This is a genomic window from Kitasatospora sp. NPDC058444, assembly GCF_042721415.1.
Lineage (GTDB): Bacteria > Actinomycetota > Actinomycetes > Streptomycetales > Streptomycetaceae > Kitasatospora.
Window position 1 is genome coordinate 25,965 of record NZ_JBHXLL010000045.1, and the last position, 24,092, is coordinate 50,056.

Annotated in this window: 18 protein-coding genes and 1 tRNA gene; 11 read left to right on the forward strand and 8 right to left on the reverse strand. The window is 74.1% G+C overall.

Annotated features, from left to right (window positions below):
- Nucleotides 1-130 precede the first annotated feature (130 nt).
- Nucleotides 131-2,611, forward strand: a complete 2,481-nt coding sequence (locus ACFWP2_RS32595) for a D-alanyl-D-alanine carboxypeptidase (RefSeq protein WP_380458210.1) — start codon at nucleotides 131-133, stop codon at nucleotides 2,609-2,611.
- Nucleotides 2,612-2,761: 150 nt separating this feature from the next.
- Here the strand turns inward: ACFWP2_RS32595 and ACFWP2_RS32600 are convergent, their stop codons facing one another.
- Entirely contained in the window at nucleotides 2,762-4,300 is a 1,539-nt protein-coding gene (locus tag ACFWP2_RS32600; protein WP_380458212.1) for a glycosyltransferase family 39 protein, read from the reverse strand.
- A gap of 242 nt (nucleotides 4,301-4,542) precedes the next feature.
- Here ACFWP2_RS32600 and ACFWP2_RS32605 point away from each other — a divergent pair.
- Together ACFWP2_RS32605 and ACFWP2_RS32610 are read left to right on the forward strand one after the other, a co-directional pair.
- Nucleotides 4,543-4,615 (forward strand) — tRNA-Arg (locus tag ACFWP2_RS32605).
- Nucleotides 4,616-4,878: 263 nt separating this feature from the next.
- On the forward strand, nucleotides 4,879-7,365 hold the full coding sequence (locus ACFWP2_RS32610; RefSeq protein WP_380458214.1) for an FtsX-like permease family protein: 2,487 nt from the start codon (nucleotides 4,879-4,881) through the stop codon (nucleotides 7,363-7,365).
- Nucleotides 7,366-7,710: 345 nt separating this feature from the next.
- Here ACFWP2_RS32610 and ACFWP2_RS32615 read toward each other — a convergent pair whose 3' ends face one another.
- The gene (locus ACFWP2_RS32615) at nucleotides 7,711-8,610 is read right to left on the reverse strand and encodes a carbon-nitrogen hydrolase family protein (RefSeq protein WP_380458216.1); all 900 of its coding nucleotides are present in this window, start codon (nucleotides 8,608-8,610) and stop codon (nucleotides 7,711-7,713) included.
- A 36-nt stretch (nucleotides 8,611-8,646) separates the two neighbouring features.
- Nucleotides 8,647-9,435: a phosphatase PAP2 family protein gene (locus ACFWP2_RS32620; protein WP_380458218.1), complete on the reverse strand. Its 789-nt coding sequence runs from the start codon at nucleotides 9,433-9,435 to the stop codon at nucleotides 8,647-8,649.
- Between the two features lie 423 nt (nucleotides 9,436-9,858).
- On the opposite strand from ACFWP2_RS32620, the gene ACFWP2_RS32625 reads away from it, so the two are divergent.
- Both ACFWP2_RS32625 and ACFWP2_RS32630 read left to right on the forward strand, forming a co-directional pair.
- A complete protein-coding gene (locus ACFWP2_RS32625; protein ID WP_380458220.1) occupies nucleotides 9,859-10,830 on the forward strand; it encodes a sigma-70 family RNA polymerase sigma factor in 972 nt (323 codons plus the stop codon).
- 153 nt (nucleotides 10,831-10,983) lie between these two features.
- Complete coding sequence (locus ACFWP2_RS32630; RefSeq protein ID WP_380458222.1) at nucleotides 10,984-11,193, forward strand: hypothetical protein; 210 nt, start codon at nucleotides 10,984-10,986, stop codon at nucleotides 11,191-11,193.
- Nucleotides 11,194-11,253: 60 nt separating this feature from the next.
- On the opposite strand, the gene mscL is transcribed toward ACFWP2_RS32630, so the two are convergent.
- The 4 genes from mscL to ACFWP2_RS32650 form a co-directional block, all read right to left on the reverse strand.
- Nucleotides 11,254-11,673, reverse strand: a complete 420-nt coding sequence (mscL, locus tag ACFWP2_RS32635) for a large conductance mechanosensitive channel protein MscL (RefSeq protein WP_380458224.1) — start codon at nucleotides 11,671-11,673, stop codon at nucleotides 11,254-11,256.
- A gap of 656 nt (nucleotides 11,674-12,329) precedes the next feature.
- On the reverse strand, nucleotides 12,330-12,635 hold the full coding sequence (locus tag ACFWP2_RS32640) for an FmdB family zinc ribbon protein (protein WP_380458226.1): 306 nt from the start codon (nucleotides 12,633-12,635) through the stop codon (nucleotides 12,330-12,332).
- A 127-nt stretch (nucleotides 12,636-12,762) separates the two neighbouring features.
- Nucleotides 12,763-14,136, reverse strand: a complete 1,374-nt coding sequence (locus tag ACFWP2_RS32645) for an MFS transporter (RefSeq protein WP_380458228.1) — start codon at nucleotides 14,134-14,136, stop codon at nucleotides 12,763-12,765.
- 294 nt (nucleotides 14,137-14,430) lie between these two features.
- On the reverse strand, nucleotides 14,431-15,915 hold the full coding sequence (locus ACFWP2_RS32650) for a potassium/proton antiporter (protein ID WP_380458230.1): 1,485 nt from the start codon (nucleotides 15,913-15,915) through the stop codon (nucleotides 14,431-14,433).
- A 251-nt stretch (nucleotides 15,916-16,166) separates the two neighbouring features.
- Here ACFWP2_RS32650 and ACFWP2_RS32655 point away from each other — a divergent pair, with 251 nt between their 5' ends.
- Complete coding sequence (locus tag ACFWP2_RS32655) at nucleotides 16,167-18,887, forward strand: penicillin acylase family protein (protein ID WP_380458232.1); 2,721 nt, start codon at nucleotides 16,167-16,169, stop codon at nucleotides 18,885-18,887.
- A gap of 84 nt (nucleotides 18,888-18,971) precedes the next feature.
- On the opposite strand, the gene ACFWP2_RS32660 is transcribed toward ACFWP2_RS32655, so the two are convergent.
- Nucleotides 18,972-19,562: a 5-formyltetrahydrofolate cyclo-ligase gene (locus ACFWP2_RS32660; RefSeq protein WP_380458234.1), complete on the reverse strand. Its 591-nt coding sequence runs from the start codon at nucleotides 19,560-19,562 to the stop codon at nucleotides 18,972-18,974.
- Between the two features lie 63 nt (nucleotides 19,563-19,625).
- Here ACFWP2_RS32660 and ACFWP2_RS32665 point away from each other — a divergent pair, with 63 nt between their 5' ends.
- The 5 genes from ACFWP2_RS32665 (at nucleotide 19,626) to ACFWP2_RS32685 (ending at nucleotide 24,054) form a co-directional block, all read left to right on the forward strand.
- Nucleotides 19,626-20,561, forward strand: coding sequence for a GGDEF domain-containing protein (locus ACFWP2_RS32665; protein ID WP_380458236.1), 936 nt, complete (start codon nucleotides 19,626-19,628; stop codon nucleotides 20,559-20,561).
- A gap of 51 nt (nucleotides 20,562-20,612) precedes the next feature.
- On the forward strand, nucleotides 20,613-21,533 hold the full coding sequence (galU, locus tag ACFWP2_RS32670) for a UTP--glucose-1-phosphate uridylyltransferase GalU (RefSeq protein ID WP_380458238.1): 921 nt from the start codon (nucleotides 20,613-20,615) through the stop codon (nucleotides 21,531-21,533).
- A 34-nt stretch (nucleotides 21,534-21,567) separates the two neighbouring features.
- A complete protein-coding gene (glp, locus tag ACFWP2_RS32675; protein WP_380458240.1) occupies nucleotides 21,568-22,905 on the forward strand; it encodes a gephyrin-like molybdotransferase Glp in 1,338 nt (445 codons plus the stop codon).
- 127 nt (nucleotides 22,906-23,032) lie between these two features.
- Nucleotides 23,033-23,473 (forward strand): cyclic pyranopterin monophosphate synthase MoaC, encoded by a 441-nt coding sequence (gene moaC, locus ACFWP2_RS32680; protein ID WP_380458284.1) that lies wholly within the window; start codon nucleotides 23,033-23,035, stop codon nucleotides 23,471-23,473.
- Between the two features lie 14 nt (nucleotides 23,474-23,487).
- Nucleotides 23,488-24,054 (forward strand): molybdenum cofactor biosynthesis protein B, encoded by a 567-nt coding sequence (locus tag ACFWP2_RS32685; RefSeq protein ID WP_380458286.1) that lies wholly within the window; start codon nucleotides 23,488-23,490, stop codon nucleotides 24,052-24,054.
- Nucleotides 24,055-24,092 lie beyond the last annotated feature (38 nt).

Here is a 24,092-nt window from a genome sequence, read left to right on the forward strand (position 1 = left end):
GGTCGGGCGGGGTGTGTGCGGCCGGAACGGCCGCCGGTGGCGGAGACTGTACAGGTACACGGGGCGGGGCGTCGGCTTCCCGAAATCGGGTTCGCCGGTGCCCCGCCGGGCGTTGAGGAGGCTGGGATACGTGGGCGAGTCCCCCGACAGGGTGCTGAGGGACGGCGACGAGCGGCAGCGGGACCGCGAGCGCGAACGGACCGCTACGGCGGCCGGCACCGCCGGTGCGGCCGGTGCGGCCGGTGCGGCCGAGGGCGGCTCCGGTACGGCGGCCGACGGGGCGTCAGCGGCCGCCGCCGCCAAGGCGACCGCCGAGACCTCCTCCGCCTCCCCCTCCGCCTCGGGCACCTCCTCGGACAGCCCTGCGGAGACCTCCGGCGAGGCGGCCCCGAAGGCGCCCGCCGACGCTCCGGAGACGGCGCCCAAGGGCGGCTCGACCGTGCAGCTCCGCGTCCGGGATGTGGACAGCCAGACGACGATGCTGCGGCTGCCGGTGGACAACCGGACCACCGCGCTGCGGCTGCCCGACGAGCTGGTGAAGGCCGCGGGCAAGGGGAGTGCCGAAGGTGGGGAAGGGGAGAAGGGGTCCTCGCCGGAAACCGCCGAGGTGACCGAGCCCGCCGGACCTCCGGCCGCGGCCGATCCGCGTCTCGCCATGCGGACGGGTGCCACGGCGGTGGGGAAGGCCGGGGAGAAGGCGGCCGAGCCCGCCGGGGAGGCCGGCTCCGAGGCCGGCTCCGAACCCGTGGTCGCACCGGCCGAGACGGCGAAGAAGGTGGAGGAGGCGGCCGATGAGGCGGCCGACCACGCCGAGGACGCTCGCAAGGCCGACGGCAGCGACAAGGCCGACGGCGCGGAGCGGACCGCGAAGGCCGAGAAGGTCGCGCAGGCTGAGAAGGCCGAGGACGACGGAACCCAGGACGACCCGGAGGACGCCGAGGGCGTCGATGCCGAGGACGCTCCCGCCAGCGGCCCCATGACCCTCGCGCTGACCAAGACCGGGCAGCCTGGTCAGCAGCCAGGCCGGGCCGAAAAGCTGGAGAAGCCCGCGCCGGTGGGCGCCTCCGAGGCCGCCGGCGCCGTTCCCGCCGGAACGGTTCCCCCGGCCGGCACCGTGCCGGAGCCGAAGCCCGAGCCGAGCCCGAAGCCCGAGCCCGTCCCCGAGCCCGAGCCGACCCCCGCCCCGGCGCCGCTGCCGAAGCCGACCCCCGCGCCCGCCCCCGTACCGGCCCCGAAGCCGCTGCCGGAGCCCGACCCGCGGCCGGTGCCGCCGGTCCCGCCGCTGCCCAAGCCCGAGCCGCTGCCCGCACCGGCGCCGCTGCCGTCGCCGGAGACCACCGCCGAGGCGATGGAGGTCCTGGCCTCCCTCAACGCCCGCCCGGTCTCGCCGCTTCGGCGGGCCCTCAAGCGGGTGACCATCTGGACGGTCTTCTTCGCCGTGGTGCTCGGCGCGCTCGCGGTGGCCCAGCTGCTGCGCCCGCTGCCCGACCCCACGCTGAAGTCGACCGCCGCGGGCACCTACAGCTTCTCCGGCGACGCGCTCGACCTCGCCTGGCCGGCCAAGGGCCAGTCCGCCGCCGAGGTGGTCGGCGTCGGCAGCCTCGGCACCTCGGGCCCGGAGACGCCGGCCTCGATCGCCAGCGTCACCAAGGTGATGAACGCCTACCTGATCCTCCAGAAGTTCCCGCTGAAGAAGGGGGAGAGCGGCCCGAAGATCACCGTCGACAAGCAGGCCGCGCAGGAGTCCGGCAACGTCGACGAGTCCAAGGTGACGCTCGTCGAGGGCCAGGTGCTCACCGAGTACCAGGCGCTGGAGCTGCTGATGCTGCCCTCGGCCAACAACGTGGCCCGGCTGCTGGCCCGCTACCACTCCGGCTCCGAGGCCGAGTTCGTCAAGCTGATGAACGACACCGCGTCCAAGCTCGGCATGGCCAACACCATCTACGCCGACCCGGCGGGCTTCAACGCCGACACCAAGTCCACCGCCAAGGACCAGCTGAAGCTGGCCGAGCAGGTCATGCAGGACGAGATCTTCCGGCAGATCGTCTCCACCCCGGAGACCAACTTCAACAACGTGAAGATCCCCAACACCAACAACCTGATCAACCCGAAGACCGGTGTCATCGGCGTCAAGACCGGCTCCAGCACCCCGGCCGGCGGCTGCCTGATGTGGGCCGCCTACAAGGAGGTCGGCGGCGTGAAGCGGCTGATCCTCGGCGTCACGCTGGGCCAGCAGGCCACCTCGCCCAACCCGGGCGACGGCATCCTGCCGACCGTGCTGAAGGTCAGCGGCAAGCAGATCCAGGCCGCGCAGAACGGCGTGACCGGCCAGACCGTGGTGAAGAAGGGCGACGTCGTCGGCTCGGTGGAGGACGGCCTCGGCGGCAAGGTCCCGGTCGTCGCGACCAAGGACCTGGTCGTGGCGGGCTTCCCCGGCATCAGCGGCACGCTCACCCTGGACACCTCGAAGATCGGCCACACCGAGGCGGCCGGCAAGGAGGTCGGCGTGCTGCGGGTGGGCTCGGGCGACGACAAGGTGGAGGTTCCGGTGGCCCTCCAGGCCGACCTGAACCCGCCGTCCATCCAGTCCCGGCTGCTGCGCATGCTGTGAGGCACTGAGGCACTGAGGCACTGAGGCGCTGTGGCGCTGGTGCGTTGAGGCACTGAGCCGCTGAGGCGCTGTGGCATCGAACGAAGAAGAAGGGGAGCCGGTCCGCACCGGCTCCCCTTCCCCCTTTCCCGCTCCCGTGGGCCCCGCGGCCTAGGCGTCCCGGTCGAGCAGCGCGAGGGTGAGCCCGCCGAGCGGCGTCACCCGGTCCGGGGCGCCGTACCGGGCCTGGAGCACCTGCGCCTGGTCGGTGGGCATCGTGCCCAGCGGGTCCTGGGTGTCGCCGAGGACCACCAGCCAGATCCGGGACGCCCCGCCCAGACAGTCCGCCGGCCGCGGGCAGGGCGTCGGCGAGAGCTCCTCGGCGTCGTCGGCGCTCTCCGCGACGAAGACCGGATAGGGGTGCACGTCCGACGGCAGGTAGTAGCTGACGCCGGGCCAGGCCATCGCCCAGGACTGGTCGCCCAGCGGGGCCGCCATCCCGTCCCCGGAGCGGTAGCCGGCCGCGATCTCCCGGGCCGCCGCCTTGAACGGCTCCTCGGAGCCGTTGTGCGAGCCCACGTACCGCACCGCGGGCTGCTCCGGCAGCGCCACCGCGGCCGGTGCCGCGAGCAGCCCGACCGTCAGCAGCCCGGCCGCCACGACGGCCCCCCGGGGCTCCCGCCCGCGCCGCCGGGCCAGGGCCCGCACCGCGCCGTACACCGCCCCGACGCCGCCGCCGGCCAGCACCGCCCAGGCGGGCACCGTGAACAGCAGGTACCGCCCGAGGAAGTACGAGGTGTCGCTCAGGCTTGACACCAGCCAGACGCCCACCACCGGCAGCTCCGCGAGCAGCAGCGCCTGCCAGGCCTGCACCCGCCGGCCGGGCAGCGCCATCGCCAGCAGCGCCAGCGGGACGAAGGCGTAGAACACGGCGTCCGAGCCGAACAGGCGCTCCCCGAAGAACACGAGATCGCGCGGGGAGGGGGTCGGGATCCAGCCCAGCTGCCGGTCCGACTGCCGGCTGCCCAGCAGCACCACCGGCAGCACCGGCACCGCCGCCACCGCGACCGCCAGCGGGTACCGCCACAGCAGCCGCCGGTCCGCCTCCGGGCGGGTGCGCCACAGGTGCAGCGCCAGGAGCGCCACCTGGCCGGCGACCGTGCTGAAGGACACCAGGTGCCCGGCGCCGGCCAGCGCCATGGCCACGCAGTACGGCGCCCAGCGCCGCCAGGTCGGCCGCTCCAGCGCCCGCAGCAGGAAGTACGAGGCCGCCGCGATCGCGCAGGTCACCAGCGCGTAGGAGCGCGCCTCCTGGGCGTAGCGGGAGATCTCCGGGGGCACGGCGAGCAGCAGCCCGGCCCCGACCGCCGCCACCCGGTTGCCGAACAGCCGCTGGGCGGTGAGCGCCACGAACGCCGCCGCCCCGGCCATTGCCAGCACGGACGGTATTCGCAGGGAGACCGTCGAGTCGCCGAACACGGCCGTCCAGCCGTGCATCAGCAGGTAGTACGCGCCGTTGCTGGCGTCGATGTGCTGGAGCAGCCGCAGCAGGTCCCCCGGCGAGCGGGTGGCCACCGTCCAGGTCGCGATCTCGTCCCGCCACAGGTCCGGCGTCCCCAGCCGGTACCCGCCCACGGCCAGCATGACCACCGCGGGCCACACCCACACCTGCCCCAACAGCCGGCCCACCGGGTGCACAGCAGGTCTCATCAGGTCCTTCGTCTCCTTAACGAGGCGCGACGGGGCGGATCCCACCCTGCCCGGCAGGCTACTTGACCCGCCCTGACAGCCCGTCGGCCGCCCGCAGCCTGCCCGCACACCTCCCGCATCCTGCCCGCATCCCGCCCGCACACCTCCCGGATCCTGTCCGTCCCCACCTGAACCCCCTCCGTCACCCCGCGCCCCACCCCCGATCCGGTACGCTGTGAACGGCCTGGTAGCACCCGGGCCGCGCCTCAGTAGCTCAGGGGATAGAGCACGGCTCTCCTAAAGCCGGTGTCGCAGGTTCGATTCCTGTCTGGGGCACAGCGAAAGAGCAGGTCACAGGCCCTCCGCCCGCACCGGGCAGGGGGCCTGCGGCATTCCCGGGGCCGTCGGCGCCCGATCGGGTCCGACCGGTGTCAGGGGTGACGTACTCCTCCGGGAGGAGGAGCGGAGGGCTGCCGTCCGCCCGCGGTGTGATCATGGAGCAGACCACGAGCTGATGGGCCGTGGCCGCCGCGCTCCTAGGCTCGTCGAGACCCCTGCCGGAGCACCGTTCCCGGTCAGGGCGGACGAGCCGGGGACCGATGACGACGTACCGATACACCGTGGCCGAGCTGCGCGGCCAGCTGCGCCAACTGATCCTGAGCGGCGCCGCGATCGCGCTGGGGGTGGCCTTCCTGATCGCCTCCGTCAGCGGCAGCGGGGCACTGGTGGACTCCTACAGCCAGACCGCGGCCGCCGAGGTCGGCCCCGGCGACATCCAGGTGACCGGGAAGGCCGCGGCCGGCGGGAAGACCGCGGCCGGCGGGCTGGACGCGGCCGCCGCCGAGCGGGTGCGGCAGACCCCCGGGGTGGCCGCGGTGGCCCCGCGGCTGACCGGCAAGGGCGGGGTGCTGGCCGCCGACGGACGCCCGCTCGACCGCAGCGCCGCCGTCAGCGCCGTCGCCGAGGACCCGGCGCTGCGCTGGCAACTGCTCAAGGACGGACGCTGGCCCGCCGGCCCCGGCGAGGTGCTGCTCGACACCGGGACCGCGCACCGGCTGGACGCCGCCGTGGGCGCCGACGTCCACCTGACCAGGGCCGACGGCACCGCCGCCACCGCCCGGCTGGTCGGCACCCTCGACGAGCGGGGCGCGCCGAGCCTCGCCGGAGTCCCGATCATCGGCGTCCCGGCGGGCGCGGTCGCCGACTACGCGACCGGCGTCACCACCGACCGACTCGACGTCAGGGTCGCCCCCGGCACCTCCCGGACCGCGACCGTCGAAGCCCTGCGTGCCACCCTCGGCGCCGGCGCCCAGGTCCACACCCGCGAGGCCTCGGTCACCGAGGCGACCCGGCAGAGCAGCACCCTGTACGGCGTGGTGCTGATCGCCGCGCTCTCCTTCGTCCTGATCGCGCTCGCGGTGGCGCGGATGGTGGTCGGCAACACCTTCACGGTGGTGCTCGCCCAGCGGACCCGCCAGCTCGCCCTGCTGCGCTGCGTGGGCGCCGACCGGCAGCAGCTGCGCCGGCTGATCCGCCGCCAGGGGCTGCTGCTCGGCGTGGGCGCCTCGGCGGCGGGCGTGCTGCTGGGGGTCGCCCTCGGCGGGCTCGGTACCGCCGTGGTCGGCGGCCTCGACCTCGGACCGGTCCACCTGTCGCTGATGCCCTCCCCGCTGACCTGCCTGCTGGCCGGACTCTTCGGCGTGCTGCTGACCCTGCTGGCCGTCCGTGGCCCGGCGAAGGCCGCCGCGGCCGTGCCGCCGATCGCCGCGCTCGGCGGCACCCCCGCGCCGGCCGGCGGGGCGGCCAGGGTGCGGGCCGCGGTGTGGACCACCGGACTGCTGGTCGCGGGCACGGCGCTGCTGGTGGCCGGGGCGGTGGCCCCGCCGCCGCTGTCGCTGCTCGCCGTCACCGTCGGGGCCATCGCCAACTTCTTCGGGGTGCTGCGGCTCTCCCACCGGGTGCTGCCCGCGGTCGTCGCCGTCCTGGGCCGGCCCGCCCGCAGGCTCGGCGGTACGGCCGGGCGGCTCGCCACCCAGCAGCTGCGGCTCAACCCCGGCCGCACCGGGGCCACCGGCTCGGCGCTGCTGCTCGGCGTGACCGTGATGGTCGGCGCGGTCACCGCGCTGGACATCACCTCGCGGTCGCTGGTGCCCGTGGTGTCCGCCCGCCAGCCCGGCGTCTTCTCGGCGGCCGCCACCGGCGGTGCCGCCCTGCCGGCGGGAGCGCTCGGCGCACTCGGCGCCGAGCACGGGCTGACCGTCACCCCGGTCCGCTCCGCCACCGTCGACCTCGACGGCCGGCCCACCGTGGTCGCCGCCGTCGACCCCACCCGGCTCAACTCCTCGACGGACGACGCGGACCGGGCCCGCGCGCTCACCGAGGGCGCCGCACTGAGCGGACTCGGCGAGACCGGGGTGCGCCGGGCCGGCGGCGTCGAGCTGCGGCTCCAACCCGGCCGCAGCAGCCTGCCGTTCACCCTGCAGAACGACGCCACCCTGCTGGTGACGCCCGCGACCCTGGACCGCCTCGCCCCCGGAGCGTCCGTCACCACGGCCTGGATCAGCCCGGCCGCCGGCGAGGACCGGCCGACCGCCCGCCGGGCCCTGGACCGCGCCCTCGCCGACCACCCGCAGGTGACCGTCGCCGACACGGCCGCCCAGGCGGACACCCTGCGCTCGCTGCTGGACCGGCTGAAGACCGTCAGCATGGCCCTGCTGTCCTTCTCCGTCGCCATCGCCGGCCTGGGCGTCGCGGCCACCCTGATGCTCAGCATCAGCGAACGCTCCCGCGAGATCGGCATGCTGCGCGCGATCGGGATGTCGCGCGAACAACTGCGCCGCATGCTCACCCTGGAGGCGCTGCTGCTCTCCCTGGCAGGCGCGCTGGTCGGCACCGCCCTGGGCGCCGCCTACGGCTGGGCCGCCGCCCGCTCGATCACCTCGACGGTCGGCACGGTCGGCACCCCGCCGGTCCTGCCGGTGCTGGCCGCCCTGGCCCTGACCGTCCTGGTCGGCCTGGCCGCCGCCGTCCTCCCGGCCCGCCGGGTCGGCCGCATGAGCGCGGTGGCGGCGATGCGGGCCTCCTAGCCGGAGCGCGGCCGGTGCAGGGGGCTGGGCCGGGGCCGGGGCCGGGGCCGCGGTCGGGACGGACGGCCCGGTCCGGGGCGTGGTCGGGACCGGTGGCCGGCTGGGGCTCCCACCTGCTCCGGGCGTGGCCGGTGGCCTGTCGGTGGTGCCGGCACCGGCCGGCGCGCGAGGCCGACCGGGGCCCGGCGGCAGAGTCGGGAGGCCGGGCCGCCGACCGGACTCGGGGGCGCGGTTGCCGGCTCGTCGGTGCTGACCGTCCTGGGCCTGGTCGGCCTGGCTCGGGCCGGGGCCGGCCGGTGGCCTGTCGGTGGTGCCGGTGCCGGGCGGCCCTGGGCGGTCGGGGGGTCAGGCCAGGGTGAAGTGGGCCCGGGGCGTGGGCGGGTGGGCGGCGGCGCGGGCGAGGTCGGCGAGGAGGGGCTCGGTCGCGCGGGTGTGGCGCAGGACGGCCGGGTCGAGGTCGACGACGACGAGTTCGCGTCGGTCCTCGCTCGCTTCGGCGATCAGCCGGCCGTCCGGGCCCCAGACCGCGCTGCCGCCGCAGGTGTGCCAGCCGCCGGTGTGGCCGATGTGGTTGGCGAGCACCGTGTAGAGGGTGTTGTCGAGCGCGCGGGCCGGGAACCACGTGCGGGACTCGTGGTGGCCGTGGCCCATGCTGAACAGCGCGCCGACCAGGTAGGCGTGGCAGCCGTCGAGCGCGGCGGCCCGGGCGTGCTCGGGGAAGCCGGAGTCGTAGCAGACGCCGAGACCGAGCCGCCAGCCGTCCAGCTCCAGGGTGCAGCCGGCCGTCCCGGGGCGGTAGTGCTCGCGTTCGGACTTGAACAGGTGCTGCTTGTCGTAGCGGGTGACGAAGCCGCCGTCCGGGCCCAGGACGAGGGCGGAGACGCGCAGGTCGGCGCCGTCCCGTACGGCGGCGCCGACGATGGCGGCGGTGCCGGTCTCGCGGCAGGCCTCGGCGATCGGCGCGAGACGCGGATCGCCGGGCTGGACGGCGTACTTGACGGGGTCGGTGCGGATCAGCTCGGGCTCGTACCCGGAGAGGATCTTCTCCGCGAACAGCACCAGCCGGGCGCCGGCCCGGGCGGCCTCGCGGATCAGTTCGGCGGCCTGGGCGACGTTGGCGGGTATGTCGCCGGGCACGGCCTGGGTCTGGACGGTGGCGATCCGCAGCGGGCGCTCGGGGCAACCGGCGGGCGCGTCGGGGGAGATGGGGGCGGTGGGGGCGGTGGGGGTGGTGGTGTCGGGCATGGCCGTCACGCTAGCGGGCCGCGGGGTGACGGAGCCTCAGTGGGCGGTCTCGTCCGGCGGGGCGGCGGTGCGGGGGGAGCGGCCGGCCGACACGACGACCCGCTGCACCCGGGGTCTGGTGCGCCAGTTGACCCGCCGCACGTCGCGGGCCAGGGCCCCGGGGCGCCAGACCTGGATCACCGCGGTCACGGTGCCCAGCACGATGCCGGCGGCCAGCCAGCCGGCCAGCACGTCACTGGGCCAGTGCACCCCGAGCGCGATCCGGGTCCAGCCGATGGTCAGCACCGTCGCCGCCGCCACCAGGCAGGCGGCGGTCCGGCCGCGCCGGTGGACCCGGTACCAGAGCAGGCCGACCAGGACGGCGCAGGTGATCACCGAGGCCATGGCGTGCCCGGAGGGGAAGGCCGGCCCGCCGGCGTGCGAGACCGGATCGGGGAAGGACGGGCGGCCGCGGTCGAACGCCAGCTTCAGCGCCCACTGGGCGCCCCAGCCGACCAGGGTCTGGGCGGCCACCCAGCCGGCCAGCACCCGGGCGCCGATCAGCCAGAGCCACCCGGCGGCGATCCCGAGCAGCGCACGCATCGTGACGGTGCCGCCGATGTCCGAGAGCGTCTGCACCGAGGCGGTCCACATCCGGTGTTCCCGGGCGTAGGTGTGCAGTTCGCCGATCCACTCCTGGTCGTAGCGGACCAGCGGTCGCCAGTGGCCGGTGACCAGGGCCGCCAGCAGGCCGAACAGCGCGGCACAGCCCAGCGCGAGCGCGGCGTCCCGGAGGAGGCTGCGGTTGTGCGCGGTGGGGCGGGTCGTGCCGTTGGTCAGGTGCATGGCTGACACCTTCCCAGTGCCCCGGGCCGAGCAAGAGCCGGAGTGATAGCGATTCGGCATCGTTTGTGGGGAGGACCTGCGTGCGCCGGGGTGTGGGCGCGGGCGGAAAGCGGGGAGCGCGGGGAACGCCGGCGGCCGTCCGCGGGTTCAACGGGTAGGCGGCGGGCGCGTGTGGGTCGCGTGAAGACCTCACCGCCGCGACGGTCGCCCGACGGCACGCGGCGTGCCCGGTCGGTCACCCAGTGTCCGGGCCGGGGCGAAAACCGGCAGGATACTGCATCGCCGGGAAGAATCTGAGTGACTTGGGAATGTTGTCCGGATTCTGTTCGTTGGATCGTTACGTGTGAGCCTCCAGGGGCCCGCACTTCTTGCCCTCACGAGGCAGGCAGGCAGACCTCGGCAACACCAGCAAAGGGAGCAAGCATGGCCACCCGTGCCGTCGTTCGCGACAGGGCCGACCGGAGTCGCGCGGCCCGCCCGACCAACCTCGAGGCCGACCGCGACCTGGTCGGCATGTACCTCGACGAGATCGCCAGGACGCCCCTGCTCGATGCCGCCGAGGAGGTCGAGCTCTCGCTGCGGATCGAGGCCGGCGTGTACGCCCAGCACCTGATGGACGAGGGCGGACTCCCCGACGGCGTCACGCGCGAGGAGCTGGAGGCGATAGCCGCCGACGCCGAGCGCGCCAAGGACGTCTTCATCCGCTCCAACCTCCGGCTCGTGGTCGCCGTCGCCCGCCGCTACCCGCGCAGCGGCCTGCCGCTGCTGGACCTCATCCAGGAGGGCAACGCCGGCCTGGTGCGCGCCGTCGAGAAGTTCGACTACGCCAAGGGCTTCAAGTTCTCCACGTACGCGACGTGGTGGATCCGGCAGGCGATCACCCGGTCCATCGCCGACCAGTCCCGCACCATCCGGCTGCCCGTGCACCTGGTGGAGGAGCTGGGGCGGATCCGGCGGGTGCAGCGGGAGAAGTCCAAGGAGCTGGGCCGGGAGGCGGAGCCGGCCGAGATCGCGGCCGAGCTGGACACCACCGAGGCCCGGATCAAGGACGTGCTGGACTGGGCGCGCGACCCGGTCAGCCTCAACATGTCGGTCGACGACGAGGGCGAGACCCAGTTCGGTGACCTCGTCGAGGACACCGGGGCCACGTCCCCGGAGGACGCCGTGATGGTCATGCTCCGCCGCGAGGAACTGGACGACCTGATCGGGCGGCTGGACGACCGCACCGCCTCGATCATCCGTTCCCGCTACGGGATGGAGGACGGCCGCGAGCGCACCCTCACCGAGGTGGGCAAGCAGCACGGCCTCACCCGTGAGCGGATCCGTCAGATCGAGAAGCACGCGCTGGCCGAGCTGAAGAAGATCGCCGACCACGCCGGCTTCGAAGCAGCCTGACGGGCGGCCCGACAGGCCCGACAGGCCTGACAGGCGGCCCGAGTGGCCGAGCCCTCATCCGGGCCCTGGCGCGGAGTGTTCCGCACCGGGGCCCGAGGCGTGCCACGGGGCTCTTAGGCTGGAGGGGAGGGACGAACGGACGGAGTGGACGGCTTGAGCGAGCAGGGGCAGGAAAAGGACCAGGCGCAGGAGCCCCGGAAGGCCGAGGCCGCCAAGGCCCGGCTGGTCTTCCGGGACCCGTTGGACCAGCAGTCCAGGGACGACACCGACGCGGGCTGGGGTGCCCGCCCCGGGGCGGCGGAGAGCGGTGGACGGGGGCTGGACTGGTACCTGAGCCAGCGCCCGCCGCACCACGGGGACTGAGGAACGGGAACCGGACGGGAACTGAGGAACGGGGACCGGGCGCCGACCGGCGTCCGTCGGTCAGCGCAGCGGCGCGACCAGCGCGTCGCGGATCTCGGTCAGCAGGGTGACCTCCTTGGCCTCAAGGTCCGCCGCCTTCTCGGCGAGGGTCTTGCGGTGGGCCGCCAGCCTGTTCATGGGCACGATCAGAACGAAGTAGACGACCGCCGCGGTGATCAGGAACTGGAGCGCGGCGCTGAGCACCGATCCCCACAGGATGAGGATTCCGGACGTGACCTCGCCGGTCGGGCTCAGCTCACAGGGCCCCTTGAGGCAGGAGCTGTAGGACGCGAGGTCCTTCGTCCCGAAGACGCCGACGATCGGATTGATCACGCCCTTGACGAAGGCGTTGACGATGTTGGTGAAAGCCGCGCCGATGACCACGGCCACGGCGAGGTCGACGACATTTCCACGCAGCAGGAATTCCTTGAAGCCTTTCATGCCGCCTCGAACGACGAAGTCGCCTCCCGGTTACGGGTGATCTTCCGTAGGCCCGGATTGACAACCCGTCCGGCCCAGTGCGCCTCCCGGGGGCGGCGGCAGACCGGCCCGCGCGGGCCCCAGGGCCAGCGCCGCCGCCACCGCGAGCAGCACCAGGACCGGCGCCCCGGCGCGCCGTCGTACCGCACTGCGCCAGCGGTGCCACCCGCCGCACCCGCGCCGGATCGGCGGGAAGCTCGGCAGCTCCTGCCGGGGCGGTACGGCGGGCGCGGGCAGCGGGAGGGGCAGGGGCAGGGAGAAGCTCGTGGTCGTCATCGACGCACCTCCGGAGTGTCGGCGGGCCGGCCCGTCGCGGACCGGATGCCCACACGATGGAGCGTTTCCGGCGAACTCGGAAAGCGATTTCCCCAGCCTGTGGAAAACCCGCCCCTGTGGACAACTTCGTCCACCCGTACGAGTTACTCCGACCCGCCCGAGGTGACGGAAAGCCCAGCGGGCCCCGCGGTGGGGGAGAAGGGGAGAGGGGGAGAAGGGGAGCGGGGGCGGCCGGACCCCGGGGGAAACGCGGAAAGGCCCGCCGCCCCCGCGTGGAAGCGGGGCCGGCGGGCCTGACCGAGGTCTGCGGGCCGTCCCGGGCCGATGGCCCGGCGCCGAGGTCAGCTCGCGGCCGGAGCCGGGCTGGACGACGACGAGGAGCCGGAGCTCGACGACGAGGAGGACGTGGACGCGGAGGACGACGTCGAGGGGCTCGACGACGACCCGGCGCTCACCGTGCTGCTGGAGGACGAGCGGCTGTCGGTCCGGTAGAAGCCGGAGCCCTTGAACACGACGCCCACGGCCGAGAAGACCTTGCGGAGCCGTCCCTGGCAGTCGGGGCACGTGGTCAGTGCCTCGTCGGTGAACTTCTGCACCGCCTCCAGGCCGTTGCCGCACTCGGTGCACTGGTACTGGTACGTGGGCACTTGTCTTCCTCCTGGCACTCTCGCCTGATGAGTGCTAACGATGGTCAATGATGCGGCATTCCGCGGGATCAGTCCAGCGACTCCGGTGTGAGATGGGCCGGGCCCGGCCCGCGGGCCGCCGCCCCGCTCAGCCCTTGGCCGCGCCCACCAGCCGCCCGGCACCGCCGTGCTGCGCCTGAACGTCGCCCGAACCCGCGGCCGCGGCGGCGCCCGCGCCGGCCGCCCCGTGCCCCGGCGCCACCAGCAGGTGCCGCAGCGAGAGCAGCACGATCAGACCGGCGCCGGCCCCGGCCAGCGGCACCAGGAACCCGGTCGAGGGCCCGTGCCCGTCGATCAGCCGGCCCGCGGCCATCGAGCCCACGGCCAGCCCCAGCCCGATGGCGCCGGTCAGCCAGGTGAAGGCCTCCGTCTTGGCGCCGTCCGCGACGAGCGTCTCGACCAGGGTGTAGCCGCTGATCAGGGTCGGTGCGATGGCCAGCCCGCAGATCAGCCCGGCGACGGTCAGCGCGACCAGGTTGGGCATCGCCCACAGCGCCGAGCAGCCCAGCACCAGCAGCGCGTAGCTGATCAGCATCCGCTGCTGCACCGGCCGCCGCCAGGCGATCACGCCGTACAGCACGCCGGCCAGCATCGAGCCGCCGGCGAAGATCCCGTACACGGTGCCGCCGGCGTCGTGCTGCCCGACCGAGTCGGCGAAGGCGTTCACCGACACCTGCATGCCGCCGAACACCGCGCCGACCCCGAGGAAGGTGCCGGCCAGCAGTCGGACGCCGGGGGAGGCGAGCGCCGAGGCGCGCTTGGTACCGGGCTCCGGCACGATCCGGGCCGGGGCGGTGCGCCGCTGGGCGGCGAAGGCCAGGCCGCCGACGACGGTCAGCGCGGCCTCGGCGGCCAGGGCGGTGGCCGGGTTGGCGAGGGCGGCGATGCCGGAGGCCAGGATCGGGCCGATCACGAAGGTGAACTCGTCCGTCACGGACTCGAAGGCGAAGGCGGTGCTCACCCGGGCCGCGGAGGCGTCGGAGGCGCCGTCCGCGGTGAACGTGGCGACCCAGCGGGCCCGGACCATCGCGCCGACCTGCGGCACGCTGGCACCGGCCGGGACGGCGGTCAGGAACAGGCTCCAGGCGGGCGCGTGGCCGAGCGCGAGGGCGATCAGCGCGCCGACGGCGGCCGCGTGCACCAGGACGCTCGGGACGAGCACCGCGGCCTGGCCGTAGCGGTCGGCGAGCCGCCCGGTCTGCGGCCCGATCAGGGCCTGGGCGACCGCGGCGACCGCGGTGACCGTACCGGCGGTGCCGTACGAACCGTGGGTCTGGGCGACGAGCAGCAGGATGCCCATGCTGAGCATCGCGTACGGCAGCCGCGCGACGAGGGCGGGGGACAGGAACGTCCAGGCCCCGGGCGTGCGCAGCAGCTCGCCGTACCCGACGCGGGCGGGGGCCGGAGCTGCGGGGGTGGCCGCGAGGTCCGCGGCGGTGTCGACCGTTCGGCGCGCCGTCACGGTCGGTCCTTCCTGCTGCCTGGTAGCGCGGCAGGGCATGGTGAAGCCCCGACGGCGCCGAGAGTCGTCCTCTCGCGCGTCGACCGGGGTAGATACCGGGCCGGTCCGGCGTGGTGGCCGGGAGCCGGACCGCGGCCGCCGAGCGGTCGCGCCAACTCTGCGTCAGGCAGATGCTGGGGGTGGTCTAGCGGTGGTTAGACAGGTGATCGAACCATCATATCAGTTACGCGCGTAGATTCCGTGGGCCACCCCCGGCCCCGGCCGGAGGGGCCGCCCGCCCCTCCGGCCCCGCGCTCAGCGCCCGTTCAGCCACCCGGCGAGCTTGCCGCCCTTGTCCACGGCCCGCAGCCGCCGCTCCGCCGCCTCGCCGACCTCGTCGGTGGTGACCACCAGCAGTTCGTCCCCGCCGCGCAGCACCGTCGCCTTGTCCGGCACGAAGGAGTTCCCCTCCCGCACGACCAGGGTGACGGCCGCCCCCTTGGGCAGCCGCAGCTCGCCGATCTCCACGCCCGACATCTTCGAGGCGGGGGAGAGCGCGACCGACAGCAGGTGCCCGTGCAGCTTCTCCAGCGGGGCGGACTCGATGCCCAGGTCCTGGCCCATGTCGCCCTCGTCGATCCGCAGCCGCTTGGCCACCCACGGCAGGGTCGGCCCCTGGAGCAGGGTGAAGACGACGACCAGGATGAAGACGATGTTGAAGACGTCCTCGGCCCGGTGCGCGCCGGACACCACCGGGATGGTGGCCAGCACGATGGGCACCGCCCCGCGCAGCCCGGCCCAGCTCAGCAGCGCCTGCTCGCGGGGCGGCACCTTGAACGGGGTGAGCGAGACCATCACCGACAGCGGCCGCGCCAGGAACACCAGCACCCCGCCGATCACCAGTGCGGGCACCACCGCGTCGCCCATGGTCTCGGGCGTGACGAGCAGCCCGAGCAGCACGAACATGCCGATCTGCCCGATCCACGCCAGCCCGTCGGCGAAGCCCCGGACGGCCGGGCCGTGCGGCAGCTTGGAGTTCCCGAGGATCACCGCGCTGATGTAGACGGCGAGGAAGCCGGAGCCGTGCAGCAGCGCGCCGCCGGCGTACGCGAGCACGGTGAGCGCCATCACGGCGATCGGGTAGAGGCCCGAGGAGGGCAGCGCGACGTGCTTGAGCCCGTAGGCGCCGATCTTCCCGACGGCCAGGCCTATCACCGCGCCGATCGCCAGCTCGGCGACGATCGTGCCGATCAGGACGTACCAGGTGTCCAGCTCCCCGGTGGTGGCGAAGGCGACCACCAGGATGACCACGGGCGCGTCGTTGAAGCCGGACTCGGCCTCCAGCAGGCCGGTGAGCCGGTGCGGCAGCGGGACCATCCGCAGCACCGAGAAGACGGCGGCCGCGTCGGTCGAGGAGACGATGGCGCCGAGCAGCAGCGAGGTGCGCCAGTCCAGGCCGACCAGCCAGTGCGCGCCGGCGGCGGTGGCGAAGACGCTGACGCCGACGCCGACGGTGGCGAGCACGGTCGCGGCCGGCATCACCGGCTTGATCTCCCGCCAGCTGGTCTTGATGCCGCCCTCGGCGAGGATCACCACGAGCGCCGCGTAGCCGAGCACCTGGGTGAGCTCGGCGTTGTTGAACGTGATGCCGATCCCGTTCTGGCCCAGTGCCACGCCGATCCCCAGATAGATCAGCAGGCTGGGCAGCCCTGATCGGGTGGAGAGGCGTACGGCGCCCACCGCGAACAGCAGGATCACGGAGGACTCAAGCAGGAGCTGGTTCAGGTGGGAGACGTTCACGCAGGGGCACCTCGGGCAGGCAGGGGCGGACGGGGTGTCTGGTGGTGCTGGGGGATCGCTGCTGGGACGACCCGTTAAGAAGTCGTCAATGCTCCTCTTGCGGATCGTTACGCAGTCTAACATTTTGCCATATCTTTAGCTTGGTCCCCCGTTCACGGTGCTCGGCCGACTCGGCCTAATGTGGTGCTCTGTCACGGCCGCAGGCCCTGGACACGCCCGCCCGCCCCGAAGTCAGGACCGCAAGGACCCAGATGCCCCGCTCGAAAAAGTTCCGGCGCGCCCGTCTGATCGTGATGGTGCTGGTCGTGCTGCTGGTGGCCGGTGTCGGCTACGGCGGCTACCGCGGGGTCTCCGCGGTCCGCGCCTCCTTCCCGGAGGTCGACGGCAGCGTCAAGGTGGCGGGCCTGAGCGCGCCCGTCGACGTCAAGCGGGACGCCAACGGCATCCCGCAGCTGTACGCCGACACCGACGAGGACCTGTTCCGCGCCCAGGGCTACGTCCAGGCGCAGGACCGTTTCTGGGAGATGGACGTCCGCCGGCACATCACCGCCGGCCGGCTCTCCGAGATGTTCGGCGACAGCCAGGTCGACACCGACGCGTTCATCCGCACCATGGGCTGGCGGCAGGTGGCGCAGAAGGAGTTCGACACCAAGCTGTCGCCGGAGACCAAGAAGCACCTCCAGGCCTACGCGGACGGCGTGAACGCCTGGCTCGCCGAGCACCCCGGCGGCGCGAAGGCCTCGCTGGAGTACGGCCTGCTCGGCGTCGTCAACAGCGGCTACCAGCCCGAGCAGTGGTCCCCGGTCGACTCGGTGGCCTGGCTCAAGGCGATGGCCTGGAACCTCTCCGGGAACCTCCAGGAGGAGATCGACCGCTCGCTGCTGGCCCAGGACTTCGGCCCGGACAAGATCGCCGAGCTGTACCCGGACTACCCGTACGCCCGCAACGGCACCATCGTGAAGACCGGCGCCGTGGCCGGCGAGAACTACCGTCCCGCCGACGGCTCCCCGCAGTCCGGTGCGGCCGCCGGGACGACCGCCACCGCCCAGGGCGCGGCGACCACCAAGGCGATGCTGCAGGGCCTGACCGACCGGGTCGACTCGATGCCGCAGCTGCTGGGCCGCCCCGGCCAGGGCATCGGATCCAACTCCTGGGTGGTCGCCGGCTCGCACACCACCACCGGCAAGCCGCTGCTGGCCAACGACCCGCACCTCGGCCCCGGCCTGCCCTCGGTCTGGTACCAGATGGGCCTGCACTGCCGGACGAACTCCCCGGCCTGCCAGTTCGACGTCTCCGGCTTCACCTTCGCGGGGATGCCCGGTGTGGTCATCGGCCACAACAAGGACATCGCCTGGGGCTTCACCAACCTCGGCGCCGACGTCACCGACCTCTTCCTGGAGAAGGTCACCGGCCCGGAGACCTACCAGGTGGACGGCAAGGACGTGAAGTTCGACCTCCGCAAGGAGACCATCAAGGTCGCCGGCGGAGAGGACCGCACCATCACCGTCCGCACCACCCAGACCGGCGCCCCGCTGATCTCCGACCAGAGCAGCGAGCAGCAGAACGTCGGCAAGTACGCCCCCAACGGCCCCTCCGCCCCGGACCGCGGCACCAGCGGCTACGGCGTCGCCCTCCAGTGGACGGCGCTCAGCCCCGGCAAGACCATGGACGCCGTCTTCGAGCTGGACAAGGCGAAGAACTGGGACGAGTTCCGCGCCGCCGCCAAGGACTTCACCGTCCCCGCGCAGAACCTGATCTACGCCGACGCCAAGAACATCGGCTACCAGGCCCCGGGCACCATCCCGGTCCGCGGCAAGGGCGACGGCACCGTCCCCTCGCTGGGCTGGGACTCCGCGTACCAGTGGAAGGACCCGATCCCCTTCAGCGCGCTGCCCTGGAGCCTCAACCCCTCGGCCGGCTACATCGTCACCGCCAACCAGGCCGTGGTGGACCCGAGCTACAAGTACAACCTGACCAAGGACTGGGAGTACGGCACCCGCGCCAAGGAGATCACCGACCAGATCGAGGGCCTGCTCAAGAACAACGGCAAGATCTCGCCGGACGACATGCAGACCCTCCAGCTGGACAACACCAGCGTGATGGCCAAGACGCTCGTCCCGCTGCTGCTCAAGCAGCCGATCAGCGACCCGTACGTGCGCGAGGCCCAGGACCTGCTGAAGGACTGGAACTTCCACCAGGACGCCGACTCGGCGGCCGCCGCCTACTACAACGGCGTCTGGCGCCAGCTGCTGATCCTGGCCTTCGGCCAGAAGTTCCCGGCCGACCTGCGGGCCAAGGACAACTGCCTGCTGGTCCGCCAGCAGGACGACCCCACCAAGCCGGACAGCTCCACCAAGATCGTCACCGAGTGCGGCACCCGCGAGCCGGGCAAGGCCCAGCCGGACGGCGGCGACCGCTGGACCGAGGTGGTGCGCCAGCAGCTGGATAAGCCCGACAGCTCGTGGTGGACGTACATCGACGACCAGCACAAGGAGCAGAAGGGCCTGGACAACCTGCTCCAGGAGGCGATGAAGAACGCCCGCCAGGAGCTGACCTCGCTGCTCAGCAAGGACGTCTCCACCTGGAGCTGGGGCCGCCTGCACAAGCTGGAGCTGCGCGAGCAGACCCTCGGCACCGACGACTCCTCGATCGCCTCCGGCGCGGTGCACAAGCTGCTCAACCGCGGCCCGTACCGGCTCTCCGGCGGCTCGGCGGCGGTCGACGCGGCCGGCTGGAACGCGGCGGCCGGCTACCAGGTGGACTGGATCCCGTCGATGCGCATGGTGGTCGACCTGAACGACCTCGACTCCTCGCGCTGGGTCAACGTCGGCGGCGCCTCCGGCCACGCCTTCCACGACAACTACAACGACCAGACCGACCTCTGGCTCAAGGGCAAGCTGCTGACCTGGGCCTACTCGCCGGACGCGGTCGAGAAGGCCACCAAGCACAAGCTGGTGCTCACCACCGGCTGACGCCCGTGACGTCCGGCCGGCGGAGGCCCCGTTCCCCCAGGGAGCGGGGCCTCCGCCGTTCTCCCGCGTCCGCCGCCGCGGTCGTCACCCCAGCCTGCGAACCCCCGAGGGCAGCACCGCCAGGTCCACCGGCCGGTCGTGCGGCTCGGCCGGCACCCGCTCCAGCAGCTCGTGCTCGTACAGCAGCACCGCCAGCACCGGCCGCGCGCCCGCCCGCTCCAGCCGGGCCAGCACCCGGTCGTAGCTGCCGCCGCCCCGGCCCAGCCGCAGCCCGGAGCGGTCCACCGCCAGGCCCGGCAGCAGCACCACGGCGGCCTCCGTCACCGCCCGCGGCCCGAGCCGCGGGCCGACCGGCTCCAGCAGCCCGCGGCCGGCCGGGGCCAGCGCCCCGGGCCCCGCGTACTCCGCCCAGTCCAGGTCGTTGTCCGCCAGCAGCACCGGCAGCAGCACCCGCACCCCGCGCGCCCGCAGCGCGTCCAGCAGCGGCCGGGTGCCGGGCTCGGCGCCCACCGAGACGTACGCGGCCACCGTGGCGCCCGCGGCGGCCAGCTCCCCGGCGTGCGCCGCCAGCGCGCCGGCCGCGCTCGCGCGCTCCTCGGCGGCCAGCTCGCGCCGCCGCGTCAGCAGCCGTGTCCTCAGGTCGCCCTTCTCGTTGGGCATCCGATCCTCGTTCATCCGATCCTCCTGGCCTGCGCACCCTCGACGCGCAGAGCCTGACACGCGAAGGGGCGCCCCCCATTGACCACCCCGCTGCTGGTCCAGGCCCTGGCCGCACTGAGCGTCCCCGCACTGGCCGGCGCCACCGCCCTCGGACTGCGCGGACGACGGGAGCGGTCCGGGGCCGCCGCCGGGGCGCAGCGGCTGCGCGGGCGGATCGCCGAACTGGAGGAGCGCTGCGCCGAACTGGAGCGCACCGCCTCCTGCGACCCGCTCACCGGCGTGTGGAACTACCGCCACCTCCAGCTCACCCTGGACCGGGAGATCGAACGCGCCCGCCGTGCCGAGCACACCGAGCAGGCCGAGGGACCGCGCCCGCTCGCCGTGCTGATGCTGGCCATCACCGGCTTCGACGCGGTCGTCGACGAGCACGGCCGGGGCCGGGCGGGCGCCGTGCTGCGCGACCTCGCCCAGCGGCTCGCGATGGAGATCCGCCGGGCCGACACCCTCGGCCGCTACGGCGGGGAGGAGTTCCTGGTGGTGCTGCCGGACACCGGCGCCGAGGGCGCCGCGCAGGTCGCCGAGCGGCTGGTCTGGTCGGTCCGCCGGCACCTGCTGCTGGACTGGTCCTCCGGCCCGCGCGAGTCCCGCCCGGCCGCCGGCAACGGCCTGACCGCCGCCGCCGGCATCGCCGTGCTGCCCGAGGACGGCACCCACGCGGCCGTCCTGCTGCGCGCCGCCGACACGGCGCTCGCCGCGGCCCGGGCGGCCGGCGGCGACTGCTGGCGGCTCGCGTCCCGCCACCCCGGGGAGGCCGACGGTTCCCGCACCGACCGCCCCCGCGGCGACCGCTCCGAACAGGCCGCTTGCCCGTCCGATCACGGACCAGACGCCGAGCGTGACCGTTCGGAAAAGGCGGGTAGTGTGTCGGCCTGTGTCGGCCGGGACCCCCTCGCCCAGCCGGTCGCGACCCATACGCCAGCCACCGTGGCCGGGCCCCGCGACGTGCTGTCCTAGCCGTCCGCCTGTGCCCGGCCGGGCGAAAACGTGCCTGAGTAAGGTAAACGCATGACGACGAGCAACTCCCGAGTTCCGGTGACCAAGGCCGTGGTACCCGCGGCCGGACTGGGCACCCGCTTCCTCCCGGCGACCAAGGCCACCCCGAAGGAGATGCTCCCGGTCGTCGACAAGCCGGCGATCCAGTACGTCGTCGAGGAGGCCTCCGCCGCGGGCCTGTCCGACATACTGATGGTCACCGGCCGCAACAAGCGCGCCCTGGAGGACCACTTCGACCGCGCCTACGAGCTGGAGGAGCTGCTGGTCCGCAAGGGCGACGAGCAGCGCCTGGCCCGGGTCCGCGAGTCCGTCGAGCTGGCCAACATGCACTACGTCCGCCAGGGCGACCCGAAGGGCCTCGGCCACGCCGTCTCGGTCGCCGAGCAGCACGTCGCCGGCCAGCCCTTCGCCGTCCTGCTCGGCGACGACCTGATCGACCCGCGCGACCCGCTGCTCTCCCGGATGATCGAGGTGCAGCAGCGGCTCGGCGGCTCGGTCGTCGCCCTGATGGAGGTCGACCCCTCCCAGATCCACCTCTACGGCTGCGCCGCCGTCAAGGCGGACGGCCTCGACGAGGACGTCTTCCAGGTGACCGACCTGGTCGAGAAGCCCGAGCCCGGCGAGGCCCCGTCCACCTACGCCGTGATCGGCCGCTACGTGCTCGACCCGCTGGTCTTCGAGGTGCTGCGGGAGACCCCGCCCGGCCGCGGCGGCGAGATCCAGCTGACCGACGCCCTGCGCGAGCTCACCAACCGCGAGGCCGAGGACGGCGGCCAGGTGCACGGCGTGCTCTTCAAGGGCCGCCGCTACGACACCGGCGACCGCGCCGACTACCTGCGCGCTATCGTCCGACTGGCCGCCGAACGCGAGGACCTGGGCCCGGAGTTCCGGTCCTGGCTGCGGGAGTTCGTCGGCTCCGAGATGCAGGACTGACGCAGGACCGACCACGACAGAGAGCGAGTCGCCGATGACCGGGTCCACCGAGCACAGCACCACGCCCAGCGCCTGCTGCGACGCCGGAGCGGACCCGGCCCCGGCGGCCCCCCGCCTCTGGACGGTGGACGAGCACCTCGCCGACGTGCTGGCCGCGGTCGGCCCGCTGCCCGCGATCGAGCTCCAGCTGCTCGACGCCCGGGGCTGCCGGCTCGACGAGGACGTGACCGCCGACGGCGACCTGCCGCCCTTCGACAACAGCTCGATGGACGGCTACGCGGTCCGCACCGCCGACACCGAGGGCGCGACCGACAGCTACCCGTCGGTGCTCTCGGTGGTCGGCGACATCGCCGCCGGCGCCGACGAGCTGCCCAGGGTCGGCCCCGGCCAGGCCGCCCGGATCATGACCGGTGCCCCGCTGCCGCCCGGCGCCCAGGCCGTCGCCCCGGTCGAGTGGACCGACGGCGGCACCGGCACCGGAGTGGCCGCCGCCGCGATGACCGCGCCCCTCCCGGACGAGGAGGTCAGGGTGCTGCGCCCGGTCGCCGAGGGCGCGCACATCCGCCGCCGCGGCAGCGACGTCACGGCCGGCACCCGGGTGCTGGAGGCCGGCACCCGGCTCGGCGCCGCCCAGATCGGCCTGCTCGCCGCGATCGGCCGGCCCACCGTGAAGGTCCGCCCGCGCCCCCGGGTCGTGGTGCTGTCCACCGGCAGCGAGCTGGTCCAGCCCGGTGAGCCGGTCGGACCCGGGCAGATCTCCGACTCCAACAGCTTCGCCCTCACCGCGGCCGCCCAGGAGGCCGGCGCCATCGCCTACCGGGTCGGCGCCGTCCCGGACGAGGCCGGACGGCTGCGTGCCGTCCTGGAGGACCAGCTCGGCCGGGCCGACCTGATCGTCACCAGCGGCGGGGTCAGCGTCGGCGCGTACGACGTGGTCAAGGAGGTCTTCGAGTCCTACGGGGGCGTCGACTTCCGGCGGCTGCGGATGCAGCCGGGCAAGCCGCAGGGCTTCGGCCGGATCGGCGGCGCGACCGGGGTGCCGCTGCTCGCCCTGCCCGGCAACCCGGTGAGCGCCTACATCTCCTTCGAGCTCTTCGTCCGCCCGGTCATCCGCACCATGCTCGGCGCCGCCGACGTGCACCGCCCGGTCGTCCGCGCGCACTGCCCGGCGGCGCTGCGCTCCCCGGCCGGCCGCCGGCAGTTCCTGCGCGGCCGCTACTCGGCGGCGGACGGCACGGTCGAGCCGGTGGGCGGCGCCGGGTCGCACCTGGTCGGCGCGCTGGCCCGGGCGAACTGCCTGATCACCGTCCCCGAGGACACCACCGCACTGCCGGCCGGCGGCGAGGTGGACGTGGTGTTGCTGGACTCCTGATCGGCCCCCCGGACCGGGGAACGGTACGGTAGCGCGGTATTCGACCTGCGCGCCCCTGGAGTTACCCGTGACGACACCTCCCCCCGGCGACCGCCTCACCCACGTCGACGACCAGGGCGCGGCCCGGATGGTCGACGTCTCCGAGAAGGCCACCACGGCGCGCACCGCGGTGGCGGCCGGCCGGGTGCGGGTCTCCCCGCAGGTGGTCGAGCTGCTGCGCGGCGAGGGCGTGCCCAAGGGCGACGCCCTCGCGGTGGCCCGGATCGCCGGGATCATGGGCGCCAAGAGGACCCCGGACCTGATCCCGCTCTGCCACCCGATCGCGGTCTCCGGCGTCAAGGTCGACCTCGCCGTCGCGGACGACGCGGTCGAGATCACCGCCACCGTGAAGACCGCCGACCGCACCGGCGTCGAGATGGAGGCGCTGACCGCCGTCGCGGTGGCCGGGCTGACCGTCGTCGACATGGTCAAGGCGGTGGACAAGGGCGCCACGATCGAGTCCGTCCGGGTGCTGAGCAAGACCGGCGGCAAGAGCGGCGACTGGTTCGCCCCGGAGGTGGACGCGTGACGCCCCCGGTCGGCGTGACGCCCCCGGCCGGCGTGACGCCCGCTCCCGGCGGGGCGCCCGCCGGGAGGGCACTGGCCGTCACGGTGTCCAACCGGGCCTCGGCCGGGGTCTACGAGGACAGGGGCGGACCGCTGCTGGTGGCCGGCCTGACCGCGATGGGCTTCACCGCCGACGGCCCCCGGGTCGTCCCGGACGGCGAGCCGGTGGAGGCCGCGCTGCGCGAGGCCGTCGCGGCCGGCTACGACGTGGTGCTGACCACCGGCGGCACCGGCATCTCGCCGATGGACCTCACCCCCGAGATGACCGCCCGGGTGATCGACCGCCAGATCCCCGGCATCGCCGAGGCCATCCGTGCGTACGGCCGGGAGAAGGTGCCCACCTCGGCGCTCTCCCGGGGGCTCGCCGGGCTCGCCGGACGTACCCTGATCGTCAACCTGCCGGGCTCGACCGGCGGCGTCAAGGACGGCCTGGCCGTCCTGGAGCCGCTGCTCGCCCACGCCGTCGACCAGCTCGGCGGCGGGGACCACCCCCGGCCCGACGCCCCGGCAACCGGGGCTCCAGCATCCAGGAGCGGGCACTGAACGCCGGCTGGCCGGTAGAACTCCACGAGGGGGACGTC